Consider the following 20141-nt stretch of genomic DNA (forward strand, 5'->3'; position numbering starts at 1 on the left):
CAAAAATGAACCCCACTTCCATTTATTAATGGTTAGCGGGGTTTCGTCATATAAATATATTACAAGAAGTCTGCAAATTGATCTCTATATTTCATGTGTAGGTACGCACCAATTGCAAAGAAAATGGCAACAATACCGAAATTGTATAACATTAATTTCCAATGATCCATGAAATACCATTCGTGATATAAAATTGCTGCACGGTATGATTCAGCAATAAAGTAAACTGGATTATATTTCATCATTTCATGAATTAAACCACTGATACCATGGTTCTTTGGTAGCCACAAAATTGGTGAAAAGTAAAATAATATTCTTAATATTGCTTGCATTAACATTTGTGTATCTCTAACTAACACACCGAGTGTTGATGTTAATAACGTCACCGAGGCAGTTAAGAAAAAACAAAACGGTACATATATCAATAATTGAATGATATGTATTGATGGATAAATACCAGTAAACATACATGCAATTATCACAAGTAAAAGTAAGCCTAAATGTCCATAAAATCTACTTGTCACAATATATGTCGGTATTATCGATAACGGGAAGTTCATTTTCGATACTTGATTAAACTTTTGTGTAATTGCTTTAGTACCTTCTAAAATACCTTGGTTGATGAAGAACCACATACTGATACCAACCAATAACCAATAAACAAAAGGTACACCATGAATTGGTGCATTACTTCTTATTCCTAATCCAAAAACCATCCAGTAAACCATAATTTGCATAACAGGGTTAATTAATTCCCAAGCCACACCTAAATAGTTACTATGATTGATAATTTTAACTTGAAACTGAGCCAGTCTTTGAATTAAATAAAAGTTCTTTACATGTTCTTTAAAAACTGTTCCTATTGCTGACATTCCATTAAACCACACTTTCAAATGTTTAACTATTTCTCTACTTAACTAAATAGTATTATAATAATTGTTGTAAATACTATCACTATACATGGATGCTATCAAAATTATTGTCTAGTTCTTTAAAATATTAGTTTATTACAAATACATTATAGTATACAATCATGTAAGTTGAAATAAGTTTAGTTTTTAAATATCATTGTTATCATTGATGATTAACATTTTGTGTCAAAACACCAACTCTGATAATAACAAAATCTTCTATACACTTTACAACAGGTTTTAAAATTTAACAACTGTTGAGTAGTATATTATAATCTAGATAAATGTGAATAAGGAAGGTCTACAAATGAACGTTTCGGTAAACATTAAAAATGTAACAAAAGAATATCGTATTTATCGTACAAATAAAGAACGTATGAAAGATGCGCTCATTCCCAAACATAAAAACAAAACATTTTTCGCTTTAGATGACATTAGTTTAAAAGCATATGAAGGCGACGTCATAGGGCTTGTTGGCATCAATGGTTCCGGCAAATCAACGTTGAGCAATATCATTGGCGGTTCTTTGTCGCCTACTGTTGGCAAAGTGGATCGTAATGGTGAAGTCAGCGTTATCGCAATTAGTGCTGGCTTGAGTGGACAACTTACAGGGATTGAAAATATCGAATTTAAAATGTTATGTATGGGCTTTAAGCGAAAAGAAATTAAAGCGATGACACCTAAGATTATTGAATTTAGTGAACTTGGTGAGTTTATTTATCAACCAGTTAAAAAGTATTCAAGTGGTATGCGTGCAAAACTTGGTTTTTCAATTAATATCACAGTTAATCCAGATATCTTAGTCATTGACGAAGCTTTATCTGTAGGTGACCAAACTTTTGCACAAAAATGTTTAGATAAAATTTACGAGTTTAAAGAGCAAAACAAAACCATCTTTTTCGTTAGTCATAACTTAGGACAAGTGAGACAATTTTGTACTAAGATTGCTTGGATTGAAGGCGGAAAGTTAAAAGATTACGGTGAACTTGATGATGTATTACCTAAATATGAAGCTTTCCTTAACGATTTTAAAAAGAAATCCAAAGCCGAACAAAAAGAATTTAGAAACAAACTCGATGAGTCCCGCTTCGTTATTAAATAAACCGAAAAAACCGAGAATCTCCATTTAAGGATTTCCTCGGTTTTATTTTTGTCATCATGATTATTTCGCCTTTTTTATTTTTCTTTTTGCTTTGGCTATTTTATACATAAATATTGGAATACTCTTTAATCTACCAATACGTTTCCAATCTATTAATGCTCTATATATCCATTCAATGTTTAATTTTCTAAAGATATAAGGCGCTCTCTTTTTAGCCCCAGCAAATACTTCAAGAGAACCACCTACGCCCATCATCACTGTAGATTCAAATTGGTTTTCATGTGTCATAATCCATTCTTCTTGTTTAGGGAATCCCATACCTACAAATATGTAATCAGGTTTAAACAGTTTAATTCGTTTTACTACTGTCTCATCTTCTAAATCAATATAACCGTGATGATGTGCAAACGATATGTTTGGATATCTTTGTTGCAATGCATATTGTGCCGCTTCTACAACTTCATTAGTTGCCCCTAGCAAAAATACTTTTTGATGATTTACATGAGCAATTTTCAAACATTCATCCATCAACTCAATACCAGGTATACGATGCGCTAGAGGTTGCTTTAAACGATGCGAAGCTTTGACTACTCCTGTCCCATCAGCAACAATATAGCTCGCTTGATTTATTAACTCTAAATACGCTTGATGTGTCGTCGCGTAATTCACTATTTCAGGGTTGGCTGTTACTATAAAAAGATTATTCGTTGATTGATTTGCAAAAAAGGTTTTAATATTTTCAACCATTTGCAACATTGTTGTATTATCAAAATCGACCCCTAAAATGTCAACTTTGGCTGTATTGGATCTTTCTTCAACAGTCATAACAGGAATCTCCTATCTTATTTCATTATTATGTTAGTGTAATCAATATTAACAGTATTTATATTCATCCTATTTATATCGAAATGATTTTGCTTTATTTTAACACATATTCACCTTTTCAAAAATTAAAATTAGTTTAACTAAGGTAAGTCTAAAGTCTAACGCTATTGATGCCAATATCATTTATAATAAGTGCTAAGCAAACTTTAAATTAATATCTTATATGAGGTTAACAATGAATTATTTATCAAACTTTTTTAATACGACAATTCAACTTAATATATACATTATCGTTATTGTTGCAGCTTGTTATATTGCTATTCATCAATATAGACATAAGCCTGTTTTGAACTATTTAGATGTCATTTTAAACTATATCCCTGTTTTAACACATGAATTTGGTCATGTATTGTTTAATAAACTCGCTGGTGGCCGTGCAAAAGATTTAGTCATTGTAACAAGTCCACGAGAGCGACAACAGACATTACAACAAGGATTCGCAATTACACAATCTAGACATCTAGCAGGTCAATGGCTTACAACGATTGGTGGTTATTTTATGCCACCTATTATGTTATTGATAGGTTTAGCGTCGAGCCATTATCAGATACCTAGTTTCTTTATATTTACCTATTTATTGATATTTATTTATTTTTTAATTTTAACATCTAGAAAAGGCTCACCCATTGTTGTTATAACTTTAATTTCTATCATGTTGTATTTTATATTAAAAGATGAAAATATAGTAGAAATTCAACTACTTGTCACAATGAGTTATCAATATATTTTAGGTGTATTATTAGGCGAAGTTCTACAATCTAGTTGGACGATTGCTAAATTGACTTTCCAGCGTCCGAGTCCACAGTGGGATGGTAGTGCACTTAAAGAACTCAGTCATGTACCTATCTTCATTTATAGTACAATATGGATTATCTTCAATCTTTATGCAGTGAATATTTTACTCAAATATACTCACTTGATAAATTAACTAATAAAAAAGAAGCCTAAAGCAATTATCCATATGTCTTTATCAGTTCAATCATGGATATCTTTATGGCTTCTTTATTTTATTTTTCAGCAAACATGTTCATTGCATTTTCGTAACTGACAATAATTACATTATCATTACGTTTAATGATAATTACTTTATTCATTTCATCTTTCGATACAATTTCCACTTCATTACCAATAGAAATATCTTTACTAGACAAATATATTAGCAAATCGGTCTTATCTCTCACACGTTTGATTGTAACGATATCACCAGGTTCATAATTCAAAATCGTTGTTATATATTTCTCTTTATATTCATTATTTCTAGGAATCACACCGCCGTGCGGGCAAGTTTCTGGGAAATTTAACAGGCTATCCAGCCTTTCAACAAATAAATCTGAAATTCGATGTTCTAAAATTTCTGCTTCTTGATGTACTTCTTCCCAATTGTATTTCAATATTTCTATTAAAAATAATTCTAATAGTCGATGTCTCTTAATGATATCAAGCGTATGCGTTAAACCATCCTCTGTTAATCTAACACCTTTGTATGGTTTTGTTTCAACATAGCCTGCTTTTTCAAGACGTCCTACCATTTCACTTACAGATGGAGGCTTAATATTTAAAAATTGAGATAAGATTTTATTTGTCACAAAGTTTTTATCGCCATTATTCGTAAGGATTGCCTTTAAATAGTCCTCTTTTTCTTCAGTTAACATACTTTCACCTCACATACATTGTCTATATTATATCACGAATTTACTTGACATGATAAATATTCTCAGTTTATTATACAATTAATTAGGTTAGCCTAAACTTTTAATTAGGAGGTATAAACGTTTGTTAGAAACAAAAGATTTAAATCTGTTTTTAGGTAATAAGCATGTACTTAAAAACATTTCCTTATCGATACCAGTACGCGGCGAAATAATTGGTATCATGGGCCCGAATGGTGCTGGTAAATCTTCCCTTATCAAGTCTTTAATTGGTGAATTTAATGCTACCGGTACTAAATTGTTATATAACAAACCTATACAACAACAACTGCAACATATTACATATATTCCACAAAAAGCACATATTGATTTAGATTTTCCTATAAGTGTGGAACAAGTGATTTTATCAGGTTGCTACAAAGAAATTGGATGGTTTAGACGACCTAATAAATCAGCAAGGGATAAACTCAAACAGTTATTAAGCGATTTAGAATTAGAATCTTTACGTCATCGACAAATTTCAGAATTAAGTGGTGGACAATTACAACGTGTGCTAGTAGCAAGAGCATTGATGTCCGAAAGTGAAGTTTATTTTCTAGATGAGCCGTTTGTCGGAATTGATTTTAGTAGCGAAAAATTAATCATGACAAAAATCGAGAACTTAAAACAACAAGGAAAACTTATTCTTATCATCCACCATGATCTATCAAAAGCAAAGCAATACTTTGATCGCATTATTCTATTAAATCAAACATTACGATACTTTGGTGATAGTGAAGAGGCTATGAGTGTCACTCGCTTAAACGAAACATTTATGAGTAGCACTGACTGTAGTGACCCTAGTCAAAGGAGCAATATAACATGTTAGAGTTTGTCGAACATTTATTTACATATCAATTCTTGAATCGAGCATTGATAACTTCAATTATTGTAGGGATAGTTTGTGGTACAGTTGGTAGTTTAATTGTATTACGTGGTCTTTCATTAATGGGAGATGCAATGAGTCACGCAGTATTACCTGGTGTTGCCCTATCATTCTTATTTGGTATTCCAATGTTTGTAGGCGCACTTATAACTGGTATGATCGCAAGTATTTTTATCGGTTATATCACATCTAGTAGTAAAACGAAACCTGACGCCGCTATTGGAATTAGTTTTACCGCTTTCTTAGCTTCGGGGATTATTATTATTAGCTTAATAAACACTACGACAGATTTGTACCATATTCTGTTTGGTAATTTACTGGCAATCACAAATAGTGCATTTTTAACAACTATTGTGATTGGTTCAATCGTCCTTATTCTAATCATTATTTTCTATCGTCCATTAATGATTTCTACATTCGATCCAACGTTTAGTAGAATGAGTGGTCTAAATACGACGTTATTACATTACTTTGTGATGTTGTTACTCTCATTAGTAACAGTAGCAAGTATTCAAACGGTAGGTATTATTCTTGTAGTTGCATTATTAATTACACCTGCATCTACAGCATTTTTAATTAGTAAAAAACTATACTCAATGATGATTATAGCAAGTTTAATAAGTGTCATAAGTTCAATTGTCGGACTTTATTACAGCTATATTTACAACATTCCTAGTGGTGCGACAATCGTACTTTGTACGTTTGTAATTTATATCATCACATTATTTTTCACAAAATTTACGAATAGAAAGAAACGAGGAAGTTTAACATGAAAAAATTAGTACCTTTATTATTAGCCTTATTACTTCTAGTTGCTGCATGTGGTACTGGTGGTAAACAAAGCAGTGATAAGTCAAATGGCAAATTAAAAGTAGTAACGACGAATTCAATTTTATATGATATGGCTAAAAATGTTGGTGGAGACAACGTCGATATTCATAGTATTGTACCTGTTGGTCAAGATCCTCATGAATATGAAGTTAAACCTAAAGATATTAAAAAGTTAACTGACGCTGACGTTATTTTATACAACGGATTAAATTTAGAGACTGGTAACGGTTGGTTTGAAAAAGCCTTAGAACAGGCTGGTAAATCATTAAAAGATAAAAAAGTTATCGCAGTATCAAAAGATGTTAAACCTATCTATTTAAACGGTGAAGAAGGCAACAAAGATAAACAAGATCCACACGCATGGTTAAGTTTAGATAACGGTATTAAATACGTAAAAACAATTCAACAAACATTTATCGATAACGACAAAAAACATAAAGCAGATTATGAAAAGCAAGGTAACAAATACATTGCTCAATTGGAAAAATTAAATAATGACAGTAAAGACAAATTTAATGACATTCCAAAAGAACAACGTGCCATGATTACAAGTGAAGGTGCCTTCAAGTACTTCTCAAAACAATACGGTATTACACCAGGTTATATTTGGGAAATTAACACTGAAAAACAAGGTACACCTGAACAAATGAGACAAGCTATTGAGTTTGTTAAAAAGCACAAATTAAAACACTTATTAGTAGAAACAAGTGTTGATAAGAAAGCAATGGAAAGTTTATCTGAAGAAACGAAGAAAGATATCTTTGGTGAAGTGTACACAGATTCAATCGGTAAAGAAGGCACTAAAGGTGACTCTTACTACAAAATGATGAAATCAAATATTGAAACTGTACACGGAAGCATGAAATAACACGCTGTGTTTTAATGAAGTAAGATGAATTGATGTTGATGCAACCTAAAATATTGGTATCTCCAATATTTTAGGCCACACATCAACATAACAAAGTCGAAGGCTAATAGTCCCATATCGTGCGTTAAATATATATTACCCTCCTATTAATATATATACCGTTCCCGATCGCACGATATGGTGGTATTAGAACTTCTCTTTGAACGAAAGAGAAAAGCTAGAAGTTCTTATGCAGTTTTAATTAAACTGTCGTTCCCTTCATCTCTTTTAACCACAGAGATGCGTTAGAAGTTCTTCTAATACAATTTATACAACGCCATTCCCTACACACTCTTATAAAAGAGATTCACGCGCGTCAATAAATTGTATTACATACTAACTAAAAAGCTTTTCTTAATCGTACTAACGAAGTTAGAGGTTCTTATGTGATTGGACAACTGTTCTCCCTACTAGACTTTTAGCATAGCTGGTTAAAAGTACTATTACAGATTGTTCAATTGTATGCCCCTTTCCTTTGAACGGAATATTAAAAGCTATGTGCAGTAACTTTTAATAGGCATACCACTTTTGCATCAAGCTATAAATAATCGCATACTTTGATATTTAATCTGGCCTATCAAAGTAAACATCTATGGTTTCCTCCCCCCATAGATCCTTAAGCCACACTCATCCGATGTCATATGAGTGTGGCTATTTTTTGTGAATACACTTAACTTCACCTTTAAATGACTTCGCTTAATCTATCTCCTCCAATTTTTAAAACTTATTTCAATTAAATCTCAAATATTAATAATTCGTATAGTTTAAAACTATCTATTCAATTCCCATAAAATAAAAGGGATTGATGAAAAGCCCTTCAGTTTTTCATCAATCCCTTTTAGCATAATTAGGAACTACGTCATACTATCTACAATAACCATTTCATCGTAATTGATTGCCTCTCTTAATTTCAAAGCAGTACCTTCAGATACTTCGTCTGTATCTATCAATTCACGTAAAATGCGACGTTGTTCTCTCAATGCATTTAATTTAATTTTAGTAATCGTATCTTCACTTGCTGAGTTGAAGAAATTTGATGGTGTTAAGTTTTCAATTCGCATTAAATAACCGTCACAAACCATTCCAACTTCAAGTGTATTATCTTTTGTTGTTTCCTTAGACAAACGACTAACCACATTATAATGGACTAATTTATTAATTTTATTTAATTCCATTAAGTTATCCGTAACACTAAGTGAAGATGCGGAGTTCACTCTCGTTTGTACTCTTCGTTTTAATAAAGCACCTCGTAATAATACAATCATTCTTCTTATTAATGATGCTTGTCTATATACCTGTGTTCTTTCAGCATAACGCATATAGTTTTCAAGTACACTATTCGTTATTTGTCCTTCATCTACTAAAGACTCTAATGTTTTTGTTTCTACATTAAAAGCAATTTTTTGTAGACGTTCTAATTCTTTAGAGTTTTCATCATCTTTCTCTACAGTTTTTAAAAATGCTAATTTATCATGATATTCTTTAATCACGTTACCATATTTAAAACTTGTTTCGAAAGTAGATTTTTGATTTAGATAATCAATAACTTGTTCTAATATATAAATTCTAGCAACTTTAAACGACATATTGCCAATTACTGTTTTAGGTGCAGGTTTCGTTAATAATGGCAATAATACTTGCGCAACTACCAAACTAATAATAACCATACCAGATGCAATAAATAATAAGTCGTTTCTATACGTAAAAGCATGATGCCCTGCTAAAAAATACGGTAACGTTAATGCGATTGCTAAAGAAATTGTTCCATGCACACCACATAACGTCATAATTAAAGCGTATAAACTTCGCTTTGGTGGTTTCTCAGTCGTTGGATTATCATCATCATTTTTAGTCATCATTTTTTGGAATGGACTGATGGCTAAATAAAAATAAGGATATAAGACATAAACCCAAACAAATCTAAATAGATAGACAGCTAAAGCAACAACAATAGTGATGCCTATTAAAAAGATTAAATTGTGCGGTTCTGTTTTGATAATTTTAATAATAACTTCAGGTACTAAAAATCCTAATATTGAAAAAACAAAGCCATTTAAAACATAACCTAGTATATTCCATGTATGATTGTAACTCATTTGCAGTTGTGTACGTACTTGCATAATTCTGTCACGTTCGAAACCATGTACAAGTCCTGCAACTACTGCTGCAATGATTCCTGATGCGTGAAACAATTCAGCAATTAAATACGTAACAAATGGTGTTAACAATTGAATAATTGTAAACATATTAATGTTTTCATATCCTCGACGCATCAATGTTAGTCGGAACCTTACTAATGCCATACCTATAAGTAAACCAACCACTGCGCCACCAATTGATGCAATTAAAAACAACTGAACAGCATCAACAAGTGAAAAAGCACCTGTAACTAATACTCCAACAGCTATTTTAAATGAAATAATACCAGCAGCATCATTCAATAATGACTCACCTTCAAGAATTGTCATTGCTCCTTTTGGCAAGACCTTTCCTTTAGTGATTGCTTGCACTGCTACTGCATCAGTAGGACAAAGAATGGCAGCAATTGCAAATGCTGCTCCAATAGGTAAATCTGGCCAAATCCAATGAATAAATAAACCTACACCTATCACAGTAGTAATGACTAATCCTAATGCCATCATCATCACTGGCTTAATATATTTCCTTAAATGGACTCTAGAAACATTAACACCTTCTACAAATAACAAAGGCGCAATCATTGTTACCATAAACAATTCAGAATCAAAATTAAATTGAACAGGGATTGGGGTAATAAATAGTAACATGCCCAAGAAAATTTGTATAAATGCTAGGGGTACTTTAGGTATGAAAGTATGGACAAACGAACTTAGTATCACAACAGCTATAAATATAAGAATTGTTTCAAATATTTCCAAACTTTCACCTCTCTAAAAAGTATTGTTTAATTGAAAATTAAGTATCACATCTCGTTGTAATTATACTTTAGAGGATAAATTGAGTTAGCGACCACAAAAGCACTTTAATATAGATATATGTCTACGATTGCAGTACTTAAATTTGCAATTATTTAATTTTATTTTATCACTAATTGTTTGTATAAATAAACAACTTGCTTTCACATAACAACATTAACTTATAATACAAAAAATGAGCACCTTAAAATCGACTAACCAATTTCAAAGTACTCTTTTAATGATTAATTTTGAAAACAGATTTTCAAAAGCATTGTTATGCTTAACAATTTAGCCAACACTTCAATCGTTTTGATACCATTTCTTACGATGCTCTTCTCGTTTTTTAGCACGTAATTGTAATGCTTCTGTAGAGTTTTGTTCATTTGAACTTAATAATATTGATGCATGTGTGTGAGCATCATTTTTTCGATACATATAAGCGCCGTTGCGATAAGCAGCGCGAGCGACTAAGTGCATGCCGACTGGTGAAGTTAAATTAATAAAAACAAGTGACAGTAATAAACGCACACTGAAAAATCCTGTATTCACAATAAAATAAATTAATACACCGATTAAAGTTAATAACACGGATAAAGTTGAACTTTTTGTCGCAGCGTGACTTCTTAAGAAAACATCTTGGAATTTCACGATACCTATTGCACTAATAAGAGCAATAAAACTACCTAACAACAACATCACAGCAGCAATAAGACTAAAGATTTCTTTTGTTATTTCCATTAAACACATGCCCCCCACCAATAAAGCGTGATATTGAAACAGAACTTACAAAAGATATAATGGCAATGAGCATGATTGAATCTAAGAAAGAAACGGTGCCCATAAGTACACTTAACACACCCACAATTGACATTACGACAGCACTTGTTGTATCAAATGTAACGACACGATCTGCTGTTGTAGGTCCCTTGATTAATCTAAATAAACAGATGATTAATGCAATTCCAAAAATAATGAGTGAACTAATAATCATAATATGTGTTATTGTTTGTATCATCGCGACACCTCCAATATTAAGTCTTCATAATGCTTAATACTTCTTAACAAACTATCTTTTTCTTTTTCTGACACGTCGATACTATGAATAAAAAACTTTTTAGAGTCTTGAGAAATTCGTATTACTGTAGACCCTGGAGTTATAATAATTAAAATTGTTAAAAATGTTATTGCCCAATCACTTGTTAGTCTTGTTTCATATGAAAGTAATCCAGGGTTCATATCTTTTGTTTTAAAAAGAATATAATTAATCGTGCTAATGCTAGATGTTATTAATTGATATAAATAAACACCTAAAAATTTAATAGCTACCCATATTTTTCTAACATAAAAATCATCGCTGAAAAACCTGTGTAATATATAAATGACAATTAAACCAATTAGATATCCAGAAAAGAAAGTCGAGAATTTAAAATGATCTTCATCTTGAAATAATACCCATAAGAATGCAATGATAATATTTAAAACTATTTGATTCATTTAGTCCTCTCCTTTCAAATGCGGATTTACAAGTTTTTGATATAATTGATCACTCGTGTTCAACTCAGTTGCATCACTTGTAACATTTAACACAACAGGTGCAGCAATTCCGATTGCGATAACCACAACTACTAAAATACTTAAAATTCTTTTTCGATATAGCGGGATTTTCTTAAAATTAACTTCCTCCCCATCTTTATCTCCAAAATACATATAAAAAAGTATCCTAAATAAACTGTACATTGCAATTAGACTAGTAATAATCATTAACGCTAGTCCAATATAATTGCCATTTTGCAATGCACCTTGGAAAATAAGTACTTTCCCCGGAAAGCCACTAAATGGAGGCACGCCGCCAATAGCAAAAATCATTATAATAAACGCAACTCCAAATAAAGGTTCTTTTTTAGCTAAGCCATTCAAATATTGATATTGTCGATAGCCTGTAATGTAAACTAAACTACCAATAATAAAGAATAGCAATGTTTTTACAACAATGTCATTTACCAAATAAAATATTGCACCATTAATACCTGCAAACGTGTTTGTTCCTAAACCTAAAATGATAAATCCTATTGAGATTATGACTTGGTAAGCTGCAATCTTTTTAATATCTTTATAAGCAATGACACCTATAGCGCCGATGACCATAGTTATAGCAGCCATAGTTGCTAGCAATGGATGTATGAGATCATTATGTTGATCAAATAGTAAAGTGAAGAATCGAATTAATGCATAGGCCCCTACTTTGGTCATTAACGCTGCAAATAATGCTGCAAGCTCAGTATTTAACACAGCGTAGGCTTTGGGTAGCCACATAAAAAGGACCAGCGCTGCTTTCGCACTAAATGCGACTAAGAAGATTAATGAAATCATTGTAACAGTGCGATTATCTCCCATGTCATTCAAACGCATTGCAATATGTGAAAAGTTTAATGTACCTACTGTTTTATAAAGTAAACCTATACCTAATAAGAATAGCCATGAACCAATAATATTCAAGACAACATAAATAATTGCAGCACGTAATTGTTCTACAGATTGTCCAAGTGTAATGAGTACAAATGACGCTAGTAACATAATTTCAAACATGACGTATAAATTAAATAAATCTGATGTTAGAAAAGAGCCTATCACGCCAACACTTAAAAATAATATGAACGATGGCAAGTGATAACGATTTGCTTTATGTTCGCCACGCCCAAATCCGTATGCCATAATTAAAGTAATCACAAACGAAGCGGTTGTAACCATAATCAAACTTAAAGAATCTCCTAAAAACTGTATACCAAAGGGCGCTGACCATCCTCCAAAGTCTAGCGTAATTGGACGGTGACGCTGAACATAAATTAATAGCATTAATGAAATAATTGTGGTGATAGTCATTGTACCTAAGTATAAATATTTAGAAATACGATCATTATTTTTTAAAAATACAAGGATTAAGGCACAAAGGAATGGTAATAACATTGGTAAAATCAATAAGTTACTTAGCATCATCTTCCCCCCTTAGGCCTTCAATTTCATCTTCTTTTGTTACTTTATAAGTTCTATAAACAAGTACAAGTAAAAACGCAGTCATCCCAAACCCTATAACTATTGCAGTTAGTACAATAGCTTGTAACAAGGGATCAACAAACAATTGGTTTCCACCAGTTATTAATGGTTCTGATCTACTAGAACCATACGTTCCCATACTCATAATAATGAGATTACCAGCATGAGTATATATTGAAATTCCGATTACAATACGAATTAAATTGATTGATAAAATCATATATGTTCCTATAAACACTAAAAATCCTATAACTAGTAATAATATTAAATTCATGATCGACCTCCGCTAAGCGACAACATCACTGTGACAATAACACCAACAACTGAGAATAAAATACCTAATTCAAAAAGTGTTATTGTACTTACATGAATTTGTCCTAAAATTGGAAGTATCCAAGTTGTTTCATATTGAGACAAAAATGGTTTTCCAAAAAACATAGGTATTATCGCAGTAATAGATGATACCAATGCTCCAATAATCATTAAAATTCTAAAATCAATCGGTAAACTTTCTAAAACCTCTTCAACATTAAAAGCCAGAAACATTAAAATAAACGCTGAACTAAATATTAAACCACCAATAAACCCACCACCAGGATTATTATGACCTGCGAAGAAGACATAGAATCCGAAAGTCAATAAAATAAATACAACAAGTTTCGTGACCGTTCTTAACACGACATCATTCTCTTTCATCTTGTCCCCTCCGATCTTGATAATTTAATAATGTGTAAATACCTAGCCCAGTAATAATTAACACTAATCCTTCAAATAATGTATCTAATGCTCTAAAGTCACCAAGTATCGCATTTACAATATTTTTACCACCTGTTAGTTTGTCAGCTTTTAAATAAAAGTCTGATATTGATGATAAACCATCTGTTTGTTGTGTAATAAAAATTAATGATACAACAATAAGTGCCATCAAGAGTGATACAGAAATTTTAATTATTTCTCTTTTTTTGTTAGCGTTAGATCTTGGCACGTTTGGTAATCTTGAAAAACTGACAATAAATAGTATCGTCGTTATTGTTTCAACTACTAGCTGAGTCAATGCTAAATCAGGGGCTTTCATTGCTATAAAGAATAAGGTCACAACAAATCCGATGACTCCATTTAAAATGACCATTGTCAGTCGTTGACGTATAAAAATTAAAGAAATACCAATTGTGACAGTTACGATTGCTAATATAATTTCTAATGCCCCAAATTCAGAAACATGTAACTGATGTACTTTAGGAAGTCCAATTCGAATATAACCATATCCAATGATAATCATAAATATGCCTAAGGTCATAATAATGTATTGGTTTAAACGATCTTGCATAACACGTTTAAATCGCTTCGTAGCAAACTTTTCAAAATGTCGATATACCATCTCATAGCTTTTTGAAACTGAAATCTGTCTAATTTTACCTGTGAACACTTTTTTCCAATCTACTTTGATTGCTAGTACACTACCCAATAAAATAATGATGATGGTTAAAAGAAGCGGTATGTTAAATCCATGCCATTGCGAAACATGTGGTGCCAATTGATCAATTTGATGATTACCACCTGGTACAGCTCTTAATGCTGGAACGATAATCCCCTTCCCAAATATATTTGGTACAAAAAAGATTACAGGTACTAGCACCATTAATATAAGAGATGGTAAACTAAACAACCATGGTTCGTGGATATTTTTTTTAGTAAAAACCTTAGAATCATATTTTGTCCAAAATACTTCTTTTACCATGTATAGTGCATATGTGAATGTAAAAACACTCGCAATAACACCAACAAACACGATAGCTATCATTGAAATCAAACTAAATTGGGATAATTGTCCAGTTTGTGTTAATGCATCTAAAAACATTTCTTTACTTAAAAATCCATTTAAAAATGGTACTCCAGCCATAGATAGAGCCGCTATCGTCATGACTAGATTCATTTTAGGAAATAGTTGACGCATTCCACTTAAAATTCGTATATCCCTTGAACCTGCTTCATGATCTAAAATACCTACTCCCATGAAAAGCGCACATTTAAAGATGGCATGATTCATTAGATGAAATAGCGCACCAAATAATACAAATACATAAATAGATGCTATTGCGTCTTGTTGGTGTTGAGCATATCCACCACCGATACCGACCATTGCCATAATCATTCCTAGTTGACTGATTGTTGAATATGCTAGGATTCCTTTTAAATCCCATTGTTTTAAAGCTGTGATTGAACCAAATAACATTGTTATTAAACCAACAAACGTGACGATATATATGTACATATTGCTAAGACCTAATAATGGTGTAAATCGAAGTAATAAAAAGATACCAGCTTTTACCATCGTGGCTGAATGTAAATAAGCACTTACAGGTGTAGGTGCAGCCATTGCTCTAGGTAGCCAAATATGAAATGGAAATTGTGCTGATTTTGTAAATGCACCTAATAAAAACATAAAAATCATAGGGATAAACAATCCATGATTCTTAATATGATCTGCTTGTCCTAATATGTCAGTGATATTATTCGTTCCTGTCATGATATACAGCATAATAAAACCAACTAATAACGCCAATCCACCAAATACTGTAATCATAAATGATTGAATCGCACCAAATTGACTGTCACCATTGTTATACCAATATGAAATCAATAAAAATGATGATACACTCGTTAATTCCCAAAAAATGTACATCAATATCGTATTGTCTGATAATACAATACCAATCATACTGAACATAAATAACGTTAAATAAAAATAAAACCTTGGTAAATTGTCTTTTCGAGAGGATAAATATTGAGTTGCATAGAAGAATACTGCAATTCCAATAAGTGAAATAATAAGAGAAAACATTAAACTTAAACCATCTAAACGTAAATCTAAATTAATATCTAATGTCTTAATCCATGGAATAGAGGTAGAAAGATATTGCAGTTTAGCTACTGATGGTATTTGAATCAAAAAATAGATAGATGAAATTACAGGTGCAACCAACGCTATGTACCCGGCATATTTAGCCAATGCTCTACGTTTAGACATTAGAAGTATCATTGCCATAATCACAAGTATAGCAATTAATAAATAAACCAAACTCATTATTAGCCTCCTTTGTTTCTATAATTGTAATGAAATATAAATACTATGTTCACACTCATTTTCTAAACCGATAAAATTTAGTGTTTCAATAGCAGATTGATGCCCTAAATACTTTTGAATGACTGGTATAGGTATACCTTTTTGATAAGCATGATATGCAAATGTCTTACGCAATGTCGTTAGTCCTACATTATCTATACCAGCTTCAATTGATGCTTGGTGAATTATTCGATATGCTTGCTGTCTAGATAATACTTGATTTGTTCGTAGTGATTGAAAAAGAACGTCTTCATTCGAAAGACTCCTGTCCTCTATATATTGAAGTAGTTCTTTCGATAATGTTTCTGGTAACCTAATTTTAATCAACGAATGAAAATGTGCTTTACACATTTCTGATAACGTACACTTTTCAATTAGTCTCTTAACTTGAGAGACTGTAATTGTTAATAATTCTGATACTTTCAATCCACTATGTATAGCTAACTTAAAGAATAAATAGTCACGTTCAGATTTTATCTTGAGCGCTTCATACATTTTAACAATATCATCATTAAATTTAATCGCTTCTACTTTATTCATTACTCAACCTCCCCTTGCTTTAAGTGTCTTAATCATAGCTATTTTATATTTTAGTTACATATATCTATTACCTTTTTTATAGATTTTAAACATAGAAAATAAAATTAGCCATTTTATTATTTTGTTTCGATATATAGTCTGAAAGGAGGTTTTAAAATATGAGTAAAATAAACCACATCACTATTGTATTATCATTTACTAAACTAGACGCTAACGGCAAACAAACAGAATTTAAGCGTCGATTCGCTAACATTAACCCTGATGCATCAAACGACCAAATTAAAACATTCAGCAAACTTATTGAGCGACTTACTGGAGAAACATATAGCAATATCGAACTCATCAAATCTTTATCAATTTAATCAGGAGGACATATTCATGACTAAAACACTTGAATTAAGTTTTAAATCTTCACTAGACAAGCCTGTAAAACTGCAATTACCACAATTAAACAACGTAGTGACCGAGCAAGTTGCACGTGATAGTATGAATGCATTAGTAGATTTAAATATTATAAAGTCAAATAGTGGTACTATCACCAAAGTACATTCTGCTCAAATTATTGATAAAACAACAACTGTTTTATTTGAAGATAAGAAATAGATATAAAGAAAGCACAATTAATTTAGTATAAATACTAACACCCTAGACTTTCATCATGATTGTCTAGGGTGATTTTGTTGTGATAATGTCCTGTTTTTTTCAACATTATTGTAAATGAGTTGTATATTTTCTCTATAATGATAATGTATATATATGATTTTATTATTAACTTTGGAAAGTGAGACTTTATTCATATGCTTCTTTTCTATATCATTGGTGTCCTAGTTGGAATGCTTATTCCTATCCAAACATCTGTCAATTCAAGACTATCACTGTATACTAAATCGCCTTTCTATACTTCATTCATTTCATTTTCAGTTGGAACAATTTGTTTAATTATTTTAAATATCATTATCAATCCAGAAGTCTTTACTATTCACTTTTACAATAATCAATCATTTAACTACACATGGGTAGTCGGTGGTTTGCTTGGGGTTAGCTTTTTAACTGGCAATTTATTGTTATTGCCAAAATTAGGTGCAACATTAACTGTCATTGCAACAGTTGCGGGCCAAATTATAATGGGGGTCATTATTGATACGTTCGGATTATTTGGTGCAACAGTTCATGATTTTAATTTAATTAAAGCAATCGGAGTATTGTTACTCATTGTCGGCATCGTCATAATGAATCAATTTAACAAGAATAATTTATTACTAACTGATCAAAAGTATTTACTGTTTTGGCTTCTCTTAGGATTTATTTTTGGTTTCTTTCCACCTATTCAAACGACAATTAATAGTGCTTTAGCAAGTCATACTCATTCACCAGCCTTTGCATCATTAGTATCATTTACAATTGGGTCAATAGCGCTATTGATTTTAACCGCTATTTTTAATCGTTCTTTAAAACTAAAAACAAGTCATTTAAAATTCGGTAAATTAAAGCCTATCTATTTTACTGGCGGTATACTTGGTATGGCTTTTGTAACAGCTAACATTATCTTAATGCCTCATATGGGTGCAGCATTAACAACACTTATTGGGATGTTTGGCCAGATTCTAATGGGCATATTGATAGATCACTTTGGATTATTTAGTTCACCTAAAATAGCAATGACATCCAGAAAAACTATTGGTCTATTATGTATTTTGACAGGCATTATACTTTTAAGATTATTTTAATTTAACTTTTAGCTTATCATTTTAACTTGTAATTATTTTTAAAAGTGATAAGCTATTTTTTTGTGGTCTAAAAATCTTTAGAAAAGCGTTGATTTGGGTAGTATACTTTGACACAACAAATTTTAATTTAGCAAATTCGATAGTCAACTCATTCTTAAGACCTAAATTAATGTTATTTTTTAATAATTTACACCAAATTAATAGCAAAAATTATGTTATTCGTGCTAATATTTCATAGTTGGTTATTCAATTAATTAAAAATAAGTCAAAATGCACAACTTTTTATAATTCATTGAGTCGAGTTTGAAAAATAAAAGTGCTTTAATGCATGATCAATTATCGTACTTTCTATTATTTGTTACCCGTTATCAATCGGAATAACGTATAGACACTTTAACGTGCTATAGATTGGTTTTAATCACTAAATTAATGTGTTTTTCTTATCATTAAAACTGCACTGAGAATTACTAAATTAAAAAAATTATAAAAATTTTTCATTTTTAGTGATAAAATTCTGAAAAATGGGTATAAATAGTAGAAGAAGTTAACTTGGAAGAGTTAAGCTATAACAAAGAATCTCTTTAGACACACATTGAATATCGAAACATTTAATTGCGCTAAATCGTTTCATTAAATAAATTACCTTGTATTGACGATTAAATTAAGGTAAATTATAAAAAATGCTGATATTTTTGACTAAACCAAATGCTAATCCAGAAATACAATCACTGTGTCTAATGAATAATTTGTTTTATAAACACTTTTTTGTTTACTTCTCATTTTTAATTAGTTATAATTAACTAAATAATAGAGCATTAAATATATTTAATAAAACTTATTTAATGCAAAATTATGACTAACATATCTATAATAAATAAAGATTAGATATCAATATATTATCGGGCAAATGTATCGAGCAAGATGCATCAAATAGGGAGGTTTTAAACATGGCAATTACAAAAATCAATGATTGCTTTGAGTTGTTATCAATGGTCACTTATGCTGACAAATTAAAAAGTTTAATTAAAAAGGAATTTTCAATTAGCTTTGAAGAATTCGCTGTATTGACATACATCAGCGAAAACAAAGAGAAAGAATACTATCTTAAAGATATTATTAATCATTTAAACTACAAACAACCACAAGTTGTTAAAGCAGTTAAAATTTTATCTCAAGAAGATTACTTCGATAAAAAACGTAATGAGCATGATGAAAGAACTGTATTAATTCTTGTTAATGCACAACAACGTAAAAAAATCGAATCATTATTGAGTCGAGTAAATAAACGAATCACTGAAGCAAACAACGAAATTGAACTATAATTTTGTTTAGCGCAATTTGGTGAAGTTTGATAGATGATACATTCTATTAAACTTCCTTTTTTTATGTCTTTTTTTACCTAATTGTTAAGAGGTTTTGCACTAATGGCACTTAATATAAGGAAGATAGCCGCATAACGAGCAGTATATATCAAATACATTTCAAAAAAAGCTGATTTCTATCAAATAATGAATAGTAATCAGCTTTTTCACATTGCCTAAGGACTTTATGCC

General features: G+C 31.0%; 21 protein-coding genes. 9 read left to right on the forward strand and 12 right to left on the reverse strand.

Annotation, left to right across the window (positions count from 1 at the left end; all coding sequences use genetic code 11):
- Positions 1 to 59 precede the first annotated feature (59 nt).
- Positions 60 to 872, reverse strand: coding sequence for a teichoic acids export ABC transporter permease subunit TagG (gene tagG, locus IDG63_RS11790; RefSeq protein WP_001273058.1), 813 nt, complete (start codon positions 870 to 872; stop codon positions 60 to 62).
- 346 nt (positions 873 to 1218) lie between these two features.
- On the opposite strand from tagG, the gene tagH reads away from it, so the two are divergent.
- Positions 1219 to 2013: a teichoic acids export ABC transporter ATP-binding subunit TagH gene (gene tagH / locus IDG63_RS11795; RefSeq protein WP_001103232.1), complete on the forward strand. Its 795-nt coding sequence runs from the start codon at positions 1219 to 1221 to the stop codon at positions 2011 to 2013.
- Between the two features lie 60 nt (positions 2014 to 2073).
- Here the strand turns inward: tagH and tarA are convergent, their stop codons facing one another.
- Positions 2074 to 2838 (reverse strand): N-acetylglucosaminyldiphosphoundecaprenol N-acetyl-beta-D-mannosaminyltransferase TarA, encoded by a 765-nt coding sequence (gene tarA, locus IDG63_RS11800; protein ID WP_000215388.1) that lies wholly within the window; start codon positions 2836 to 2838, stop codon positions 2074 to 2076.
- A gap of 235 nt (positions 2839 to 3073) precedes the next feature.
- Between tarA and IDG63_RS11805 the strand changes: the two genes are divergently transcribed.
- A complete protein-coding gene (locus IDG63_RS11805) occupies positions 3074 to 3826 on the forward strand; it encodes a M50 family metallopeptidase (RefSeq protein WP_001108545.1) in 753 nt (250 codons plus the stop codon).
- 79 nt (positions 3827 to 3905) lie between these two features.
- Here the strand turns inward: IDG63_RS11805 and IDG63_RS11810 are convergent, their stop codons facing one another.
- Positions 3906 to 4550, reverse strand: coding sequence for a metal-dependent transcriptional regulator (locus IDG63_RS11810; protein ID WP_000954654.1), 645 nt, complete (start codon positions 4548 to 4550; stop codon positions 3906 to 3908).
- Between the two features lie 121 nt (positions 4551 to 4671).
- Between IDG63_RS11810 and IDG63_RS11815 the strand changes: the two genes are divergently transcribed.
- The 3 genes from IDG63_RS11815 to mntC are packed head-to-tail and all read left to right on the forward strand — an operon-like array spanning position 4672 to position 7171.
- Positions 4672 to 5415, forward strand: a complete 744-nt coding sequence (locus IDG63_RS11815) for a metal ABC transporter ATP-binding protein (RefSeq protein ID WP_000894464.1) — start codon at positions 4672 to 4674, stop codon at positions 5413 to 5415.
- Positions 5409 to 6245, forward strand: coding sequence for a metal ABC transporter permease (locus IDG63_RS11820; RefSeq protein ID WP_000889252.1), 837 nt, complete (start codon positions 5409 to 5411; stop codon positions 6243 to 6245). The genes IDG63_RS11815 and IDG63_RS11820 overlap by 7 nt, the downstream gene beginning before the upstream one ends.
- Complete coding sequence (mntC, locus tag IDG63_RS11825; protein WP_000737654.1) at positions 6242 to 7171, forward strand: manganese ABC transporter substrate-binding lipoprotein MntC; 930 nt, start codon at positions 6242 to 6244, stop codon at positions 7169 to 7171. The genes IDG63_RS11820 and mntC overlap by 4 nt, the downstream gene beginning before the upstream one ends.
- 893 nt (positions 7172 to 8064) lie before the next feature.
- Here mntC and IDG63_RS11830 read toward each other — a convergent pair.
- From IDG63_RS11830 to IDG63_RS11870, 9 genes are all read right to left on the reverse strand, one after another.
- Positions 8065 to 10107 carry a cation:proton antiporter gene (locus tag IDG63_RS11830; protein WP_000402172.1) on the reverse strand — a complete coding sequence of 681 codons (2043 nt, stop codon included), beginning with the start codon at positions 10105 to 10107 and terminating at the stop codon, positions 8065 to 8067.
- Between the two features lie 339 nt (positions 10108 to 10446).
- Positions 10447 to 10884 (reverse strand): Na+/H+ antiporter Mnh2 subunit G, encoded by a 438-nt coding sequence (mnhG2, locus tag IDG63_RS11835; RefSeq protein ID WP_000406612.1) that lies wholly within the window; start codon positions 10882 to 10884, stop codon positions 10447 to 10449.
- Positions 10859 to 11161 carry a Na+/H+ antiporter Mnh2 subunit F gene (gene mnhF2, locus IDG63_RS11840; protein ID WP_000616642.1) on the reverse strand — a complete coding sequence of 101 codons (303 nt, stop codon included), beginning with the start codon at positions 11159 to 11161 and terminating at the stop codon, positions 10859 to 10861. The genes mnhG2 and mnhF2 overlap by 26 nt, the downstream gene beginning before the upstream one ends.
- Positions 11158 to 11640 carry a Na+/H+ antiporter Mnh2 subunit E gene (gene mnhE2, locus IDG63_RS11845; protein ID WP_001071971.1) on the reverse strand — a complete coding sequence of 161 codons (483 nt, stop codon included), beginning with the start codon at positions 11638 to 11640 and terminating at the stop codon, positions 11158 to 11160. Before mnhE2 ends, mnhF2 begins: the two co-directional genes overlap by 4 nt.
- Complete coding sequence (gene mnhD2, locus IDG63_RS11850) at positions 11641 to 13137, reverse strand: Na+/H+ antiporter Mnh2 subunit D (RefSeq protein WP_000950548.1); 1497 nt, start codon at positions 13135 to 13137, stop codon at positions 11641 to 11643.
- Entirely contained in the window at positions 13127 to 13471 is a 345-nt protein-coding gene (mnhC2, locus tag IDG63_RS11855; RefSeq protein WP_001048985.1) for a Na+/H+ antiporter Mnh2 subunit C, read from the reverse strand. The genes mnhD2 and mnhC2 overlap by 11 nt, the downstream gene beginning before the upstream one ends.
- Positions 13468 to 13893, reverse strand: coding sequence for a Na+/H+ antiporter Mnh2 subunit B (gene mnhB2, locus IDG63_RS11860; RefSeq protein ID WP_000661906.1), 426 nt, complete (start codon positions 13891 to 13893; stop codon positions 13468 to 13470). Before mnhB2 ends, mnhC2 begins: the two co-directional genes overlap by 4 nt.
- A complete protein-coding gene (gene mnhA2, locus IDG63_RS11865) occupies positions 13880 to 16282 on the reverse strand; it encodes a Na+/H+ antiporter Mnh2 subunit A (RefSeq protein ID WP_086095875.1) in 2403 nt (800 codons plus the stop codon). Before mnhA2 ends, mnhB2 begins: the two co-directional genes overlap by 14 nt.
- Before the next feature lie 18 nt (positions 16283 to 16300).
- Positions 16301 to 16861 (reverse strand): tyrosine-type recombinase/integrase, encoded by a 561-nt coding sequence (locus IDG63_RS11870; RefSeq protein ID WP_001044915.1) that lies wholly within the window; start codon positions 16859 to 16861, stop codon positions 16301 to 16303.
- Between the two features lie 158 nt (positions 16862 to 17019).
- On the opposite strand from IDG63_RS11870, the gene sroA reads away from it, so the two are divergent.
- The 4 genes from sroA (at position 17020) to sarA (ending at position 19910) form a co-directional block, all read left to right on the forward strand.
- Positions 17020 to 17223 (forward strand): sigS mRNA-stabilizing protein SroA, encoded by a 204-nt coding sequence (sroA, locus tag IDG63_RS11875; RefSeq protein WP_000036085.1) that lies wholly within the window; start codon positions 17020 to 17022, stop codon positions 17221 to 17223.
- 16 nt (positions 17224 to 17239) lie between these two features.
- Entirely contained in the window at positions 17240 to 17464 is a 225-nt protein-coding gene (locus IDG63_RS11880; protein WP_000169042.1) for a DUF2922 domain-containing protein, read from the forward strand.
- 194 nt (positions 17465 to 17658) lie between these two features.
- Positions 17659 to 18588 (forward strand): DMT family transporter, encoded by a 930-nt coding sequence (locus IDG63_RS11885; protein WP_001808303.1) that lies wholly within the window; start codon positions 17659 to 17661, stop codon positions 18586 to 18588.
- 947 nt (positions 18589 to 19535) lie between these two features.
- A complete protein-coding gene (sarA, locus tag IDG63_RS11890) occupies positions 19536 to 19910 on the forward strand; it encodes a global transcriptional regulator SarA (protein ID WP_001018677.1) in 375 nt (124 codons plus the stop codon).
- Positions 19911 to 20141: the final 231 nt, after the last annotated feature.

It is taken from the genome of Staphylococcus sp. EG-SA-14 (genome assembly GCF_017151935.1).
GTDB lineage: Bacteria > Bacillota > Bacilli > Staphylococcales > Staphylococcaceae > Staphylococcus > Staphylococcus aureus.

Coding starts and splice junctions, on each gene's coding strand:
- tagG (WP_001273058.1), bottom strand. CDS start 872: ATGTCAGCAATAGGAACAGTTTTTAAAGAACATGTAAAGAACTTTTAT.
- tagH (WP_001103232.1), top strand. CDS start 1,219: ATGAACGTTTCGGTAAACATTAAAAATGTAACAAAAGAATATCGTATT.
- tarA (WP_000215388.1), bottom strand. CDS start 2,838: ATGACTGTTGAAGAAAGATCCAATACAGCCAAAGTTGACATTTTAGGG.
- IDG63_RS11805 (WP_001108545.1), top strand. CDS start 3,074: ATGAATTATTTATCAAACTTTTTTAATACGACAATTCAACTTAATATA.
- IDG63_RS11810 (WP_000954654.1), bottom strand. CDS start 4,550: ATGTTAACTGAAGAAAAAGAGGACTATTTAAAGGCAATCCTTACGAAT.
- IDG63_RS11820 (WP_000889252.1), top strand. CDS start 5,409: ATGTTAGAGTTTGTCGAACATTTATTTACATATCAATTCTTGAATCGA.
- mntC (WP_000737654.1), top strand. CDS start 6,242: ATGAAAAAATTAGTACCTTTATTATTAGCCTTATTACTTCTAGTTGCT.
- mnhG2 (WP_000406612.1), bottom strand. CDS start 10,884: ATGGAAATAACAAAAGAAATCTTTAGTCTTATTGCTGCTGTGATGTTG.
- mnhF2 (WP_000616642.1), bottom strand. CDS start 11,161: ATGATACAAACAATAACACATATTATGATTATTAGTTCACTCATTATT.
- mnhE2 (WP_001071971.1), bottom strand. CDS start 11,640: ATGAATCAAATAGTTTTAAATATTATCATTGCATTCTTATGGGTATTA.
- mnhD2 (WP_000950548.1), bottom strand. CDS start 13,137: ATGCTAAGTAACTTATTGATTTTACCAATGTTATTACCATTCCTTTGT.
- mnhC2 (WP_001048985.1), bottom strand. CDS start 13,471: ATGAATTTAATATTATTACTAGTTATAGGATTTTTAGTGTTTATAGGA.
- mnhB2 (WP_000661906.1), bottom strand. CDS start 13,893: ATGAAAGAGAATGATGTCGTGTTAAGAACGGTCACGAAACTTGTTGTA.
- mnhA2 (WP_086095875.1), bottom strand. CDS start 16,282: ATGAGTTTGGTTTATTTATTAATTGCTATACTTGTGATTATGGCAATG.
- IDG63_RS11870 (WP_001044915.1), bottom strand. CDS start 16,861: ATGAATAAAGTAGAAGCGATTAAATTTAATGATGATATTGTTAAAATG.
- sroA (WP_000036085.1), top strand. CDS start 17,020: ATGAGTAAAATAAACCACATCACTATTGTATTATCATTTACTAAACTA.
- IDG63_RS11880 (WP_000169042.1), top strand. CDS start 17,240: ATGACTAAAACACTTGAATTAAGTTTTAAATCTTCACTAGACAAGCCT.
- IDG63_RS11885 (WP_001808303.1), top strand. CDS start 17,659: ATGCTTCTTTTCTATATCATTGGTGTCCTAGTTGGAATGCTTATTCCT.
- sarA (WP_001018677.1), top strand. CDS start 19,536: ATGGCAATTACAAAAATCAATGATTGCTTTGAGTTGTTATCAATGGTC.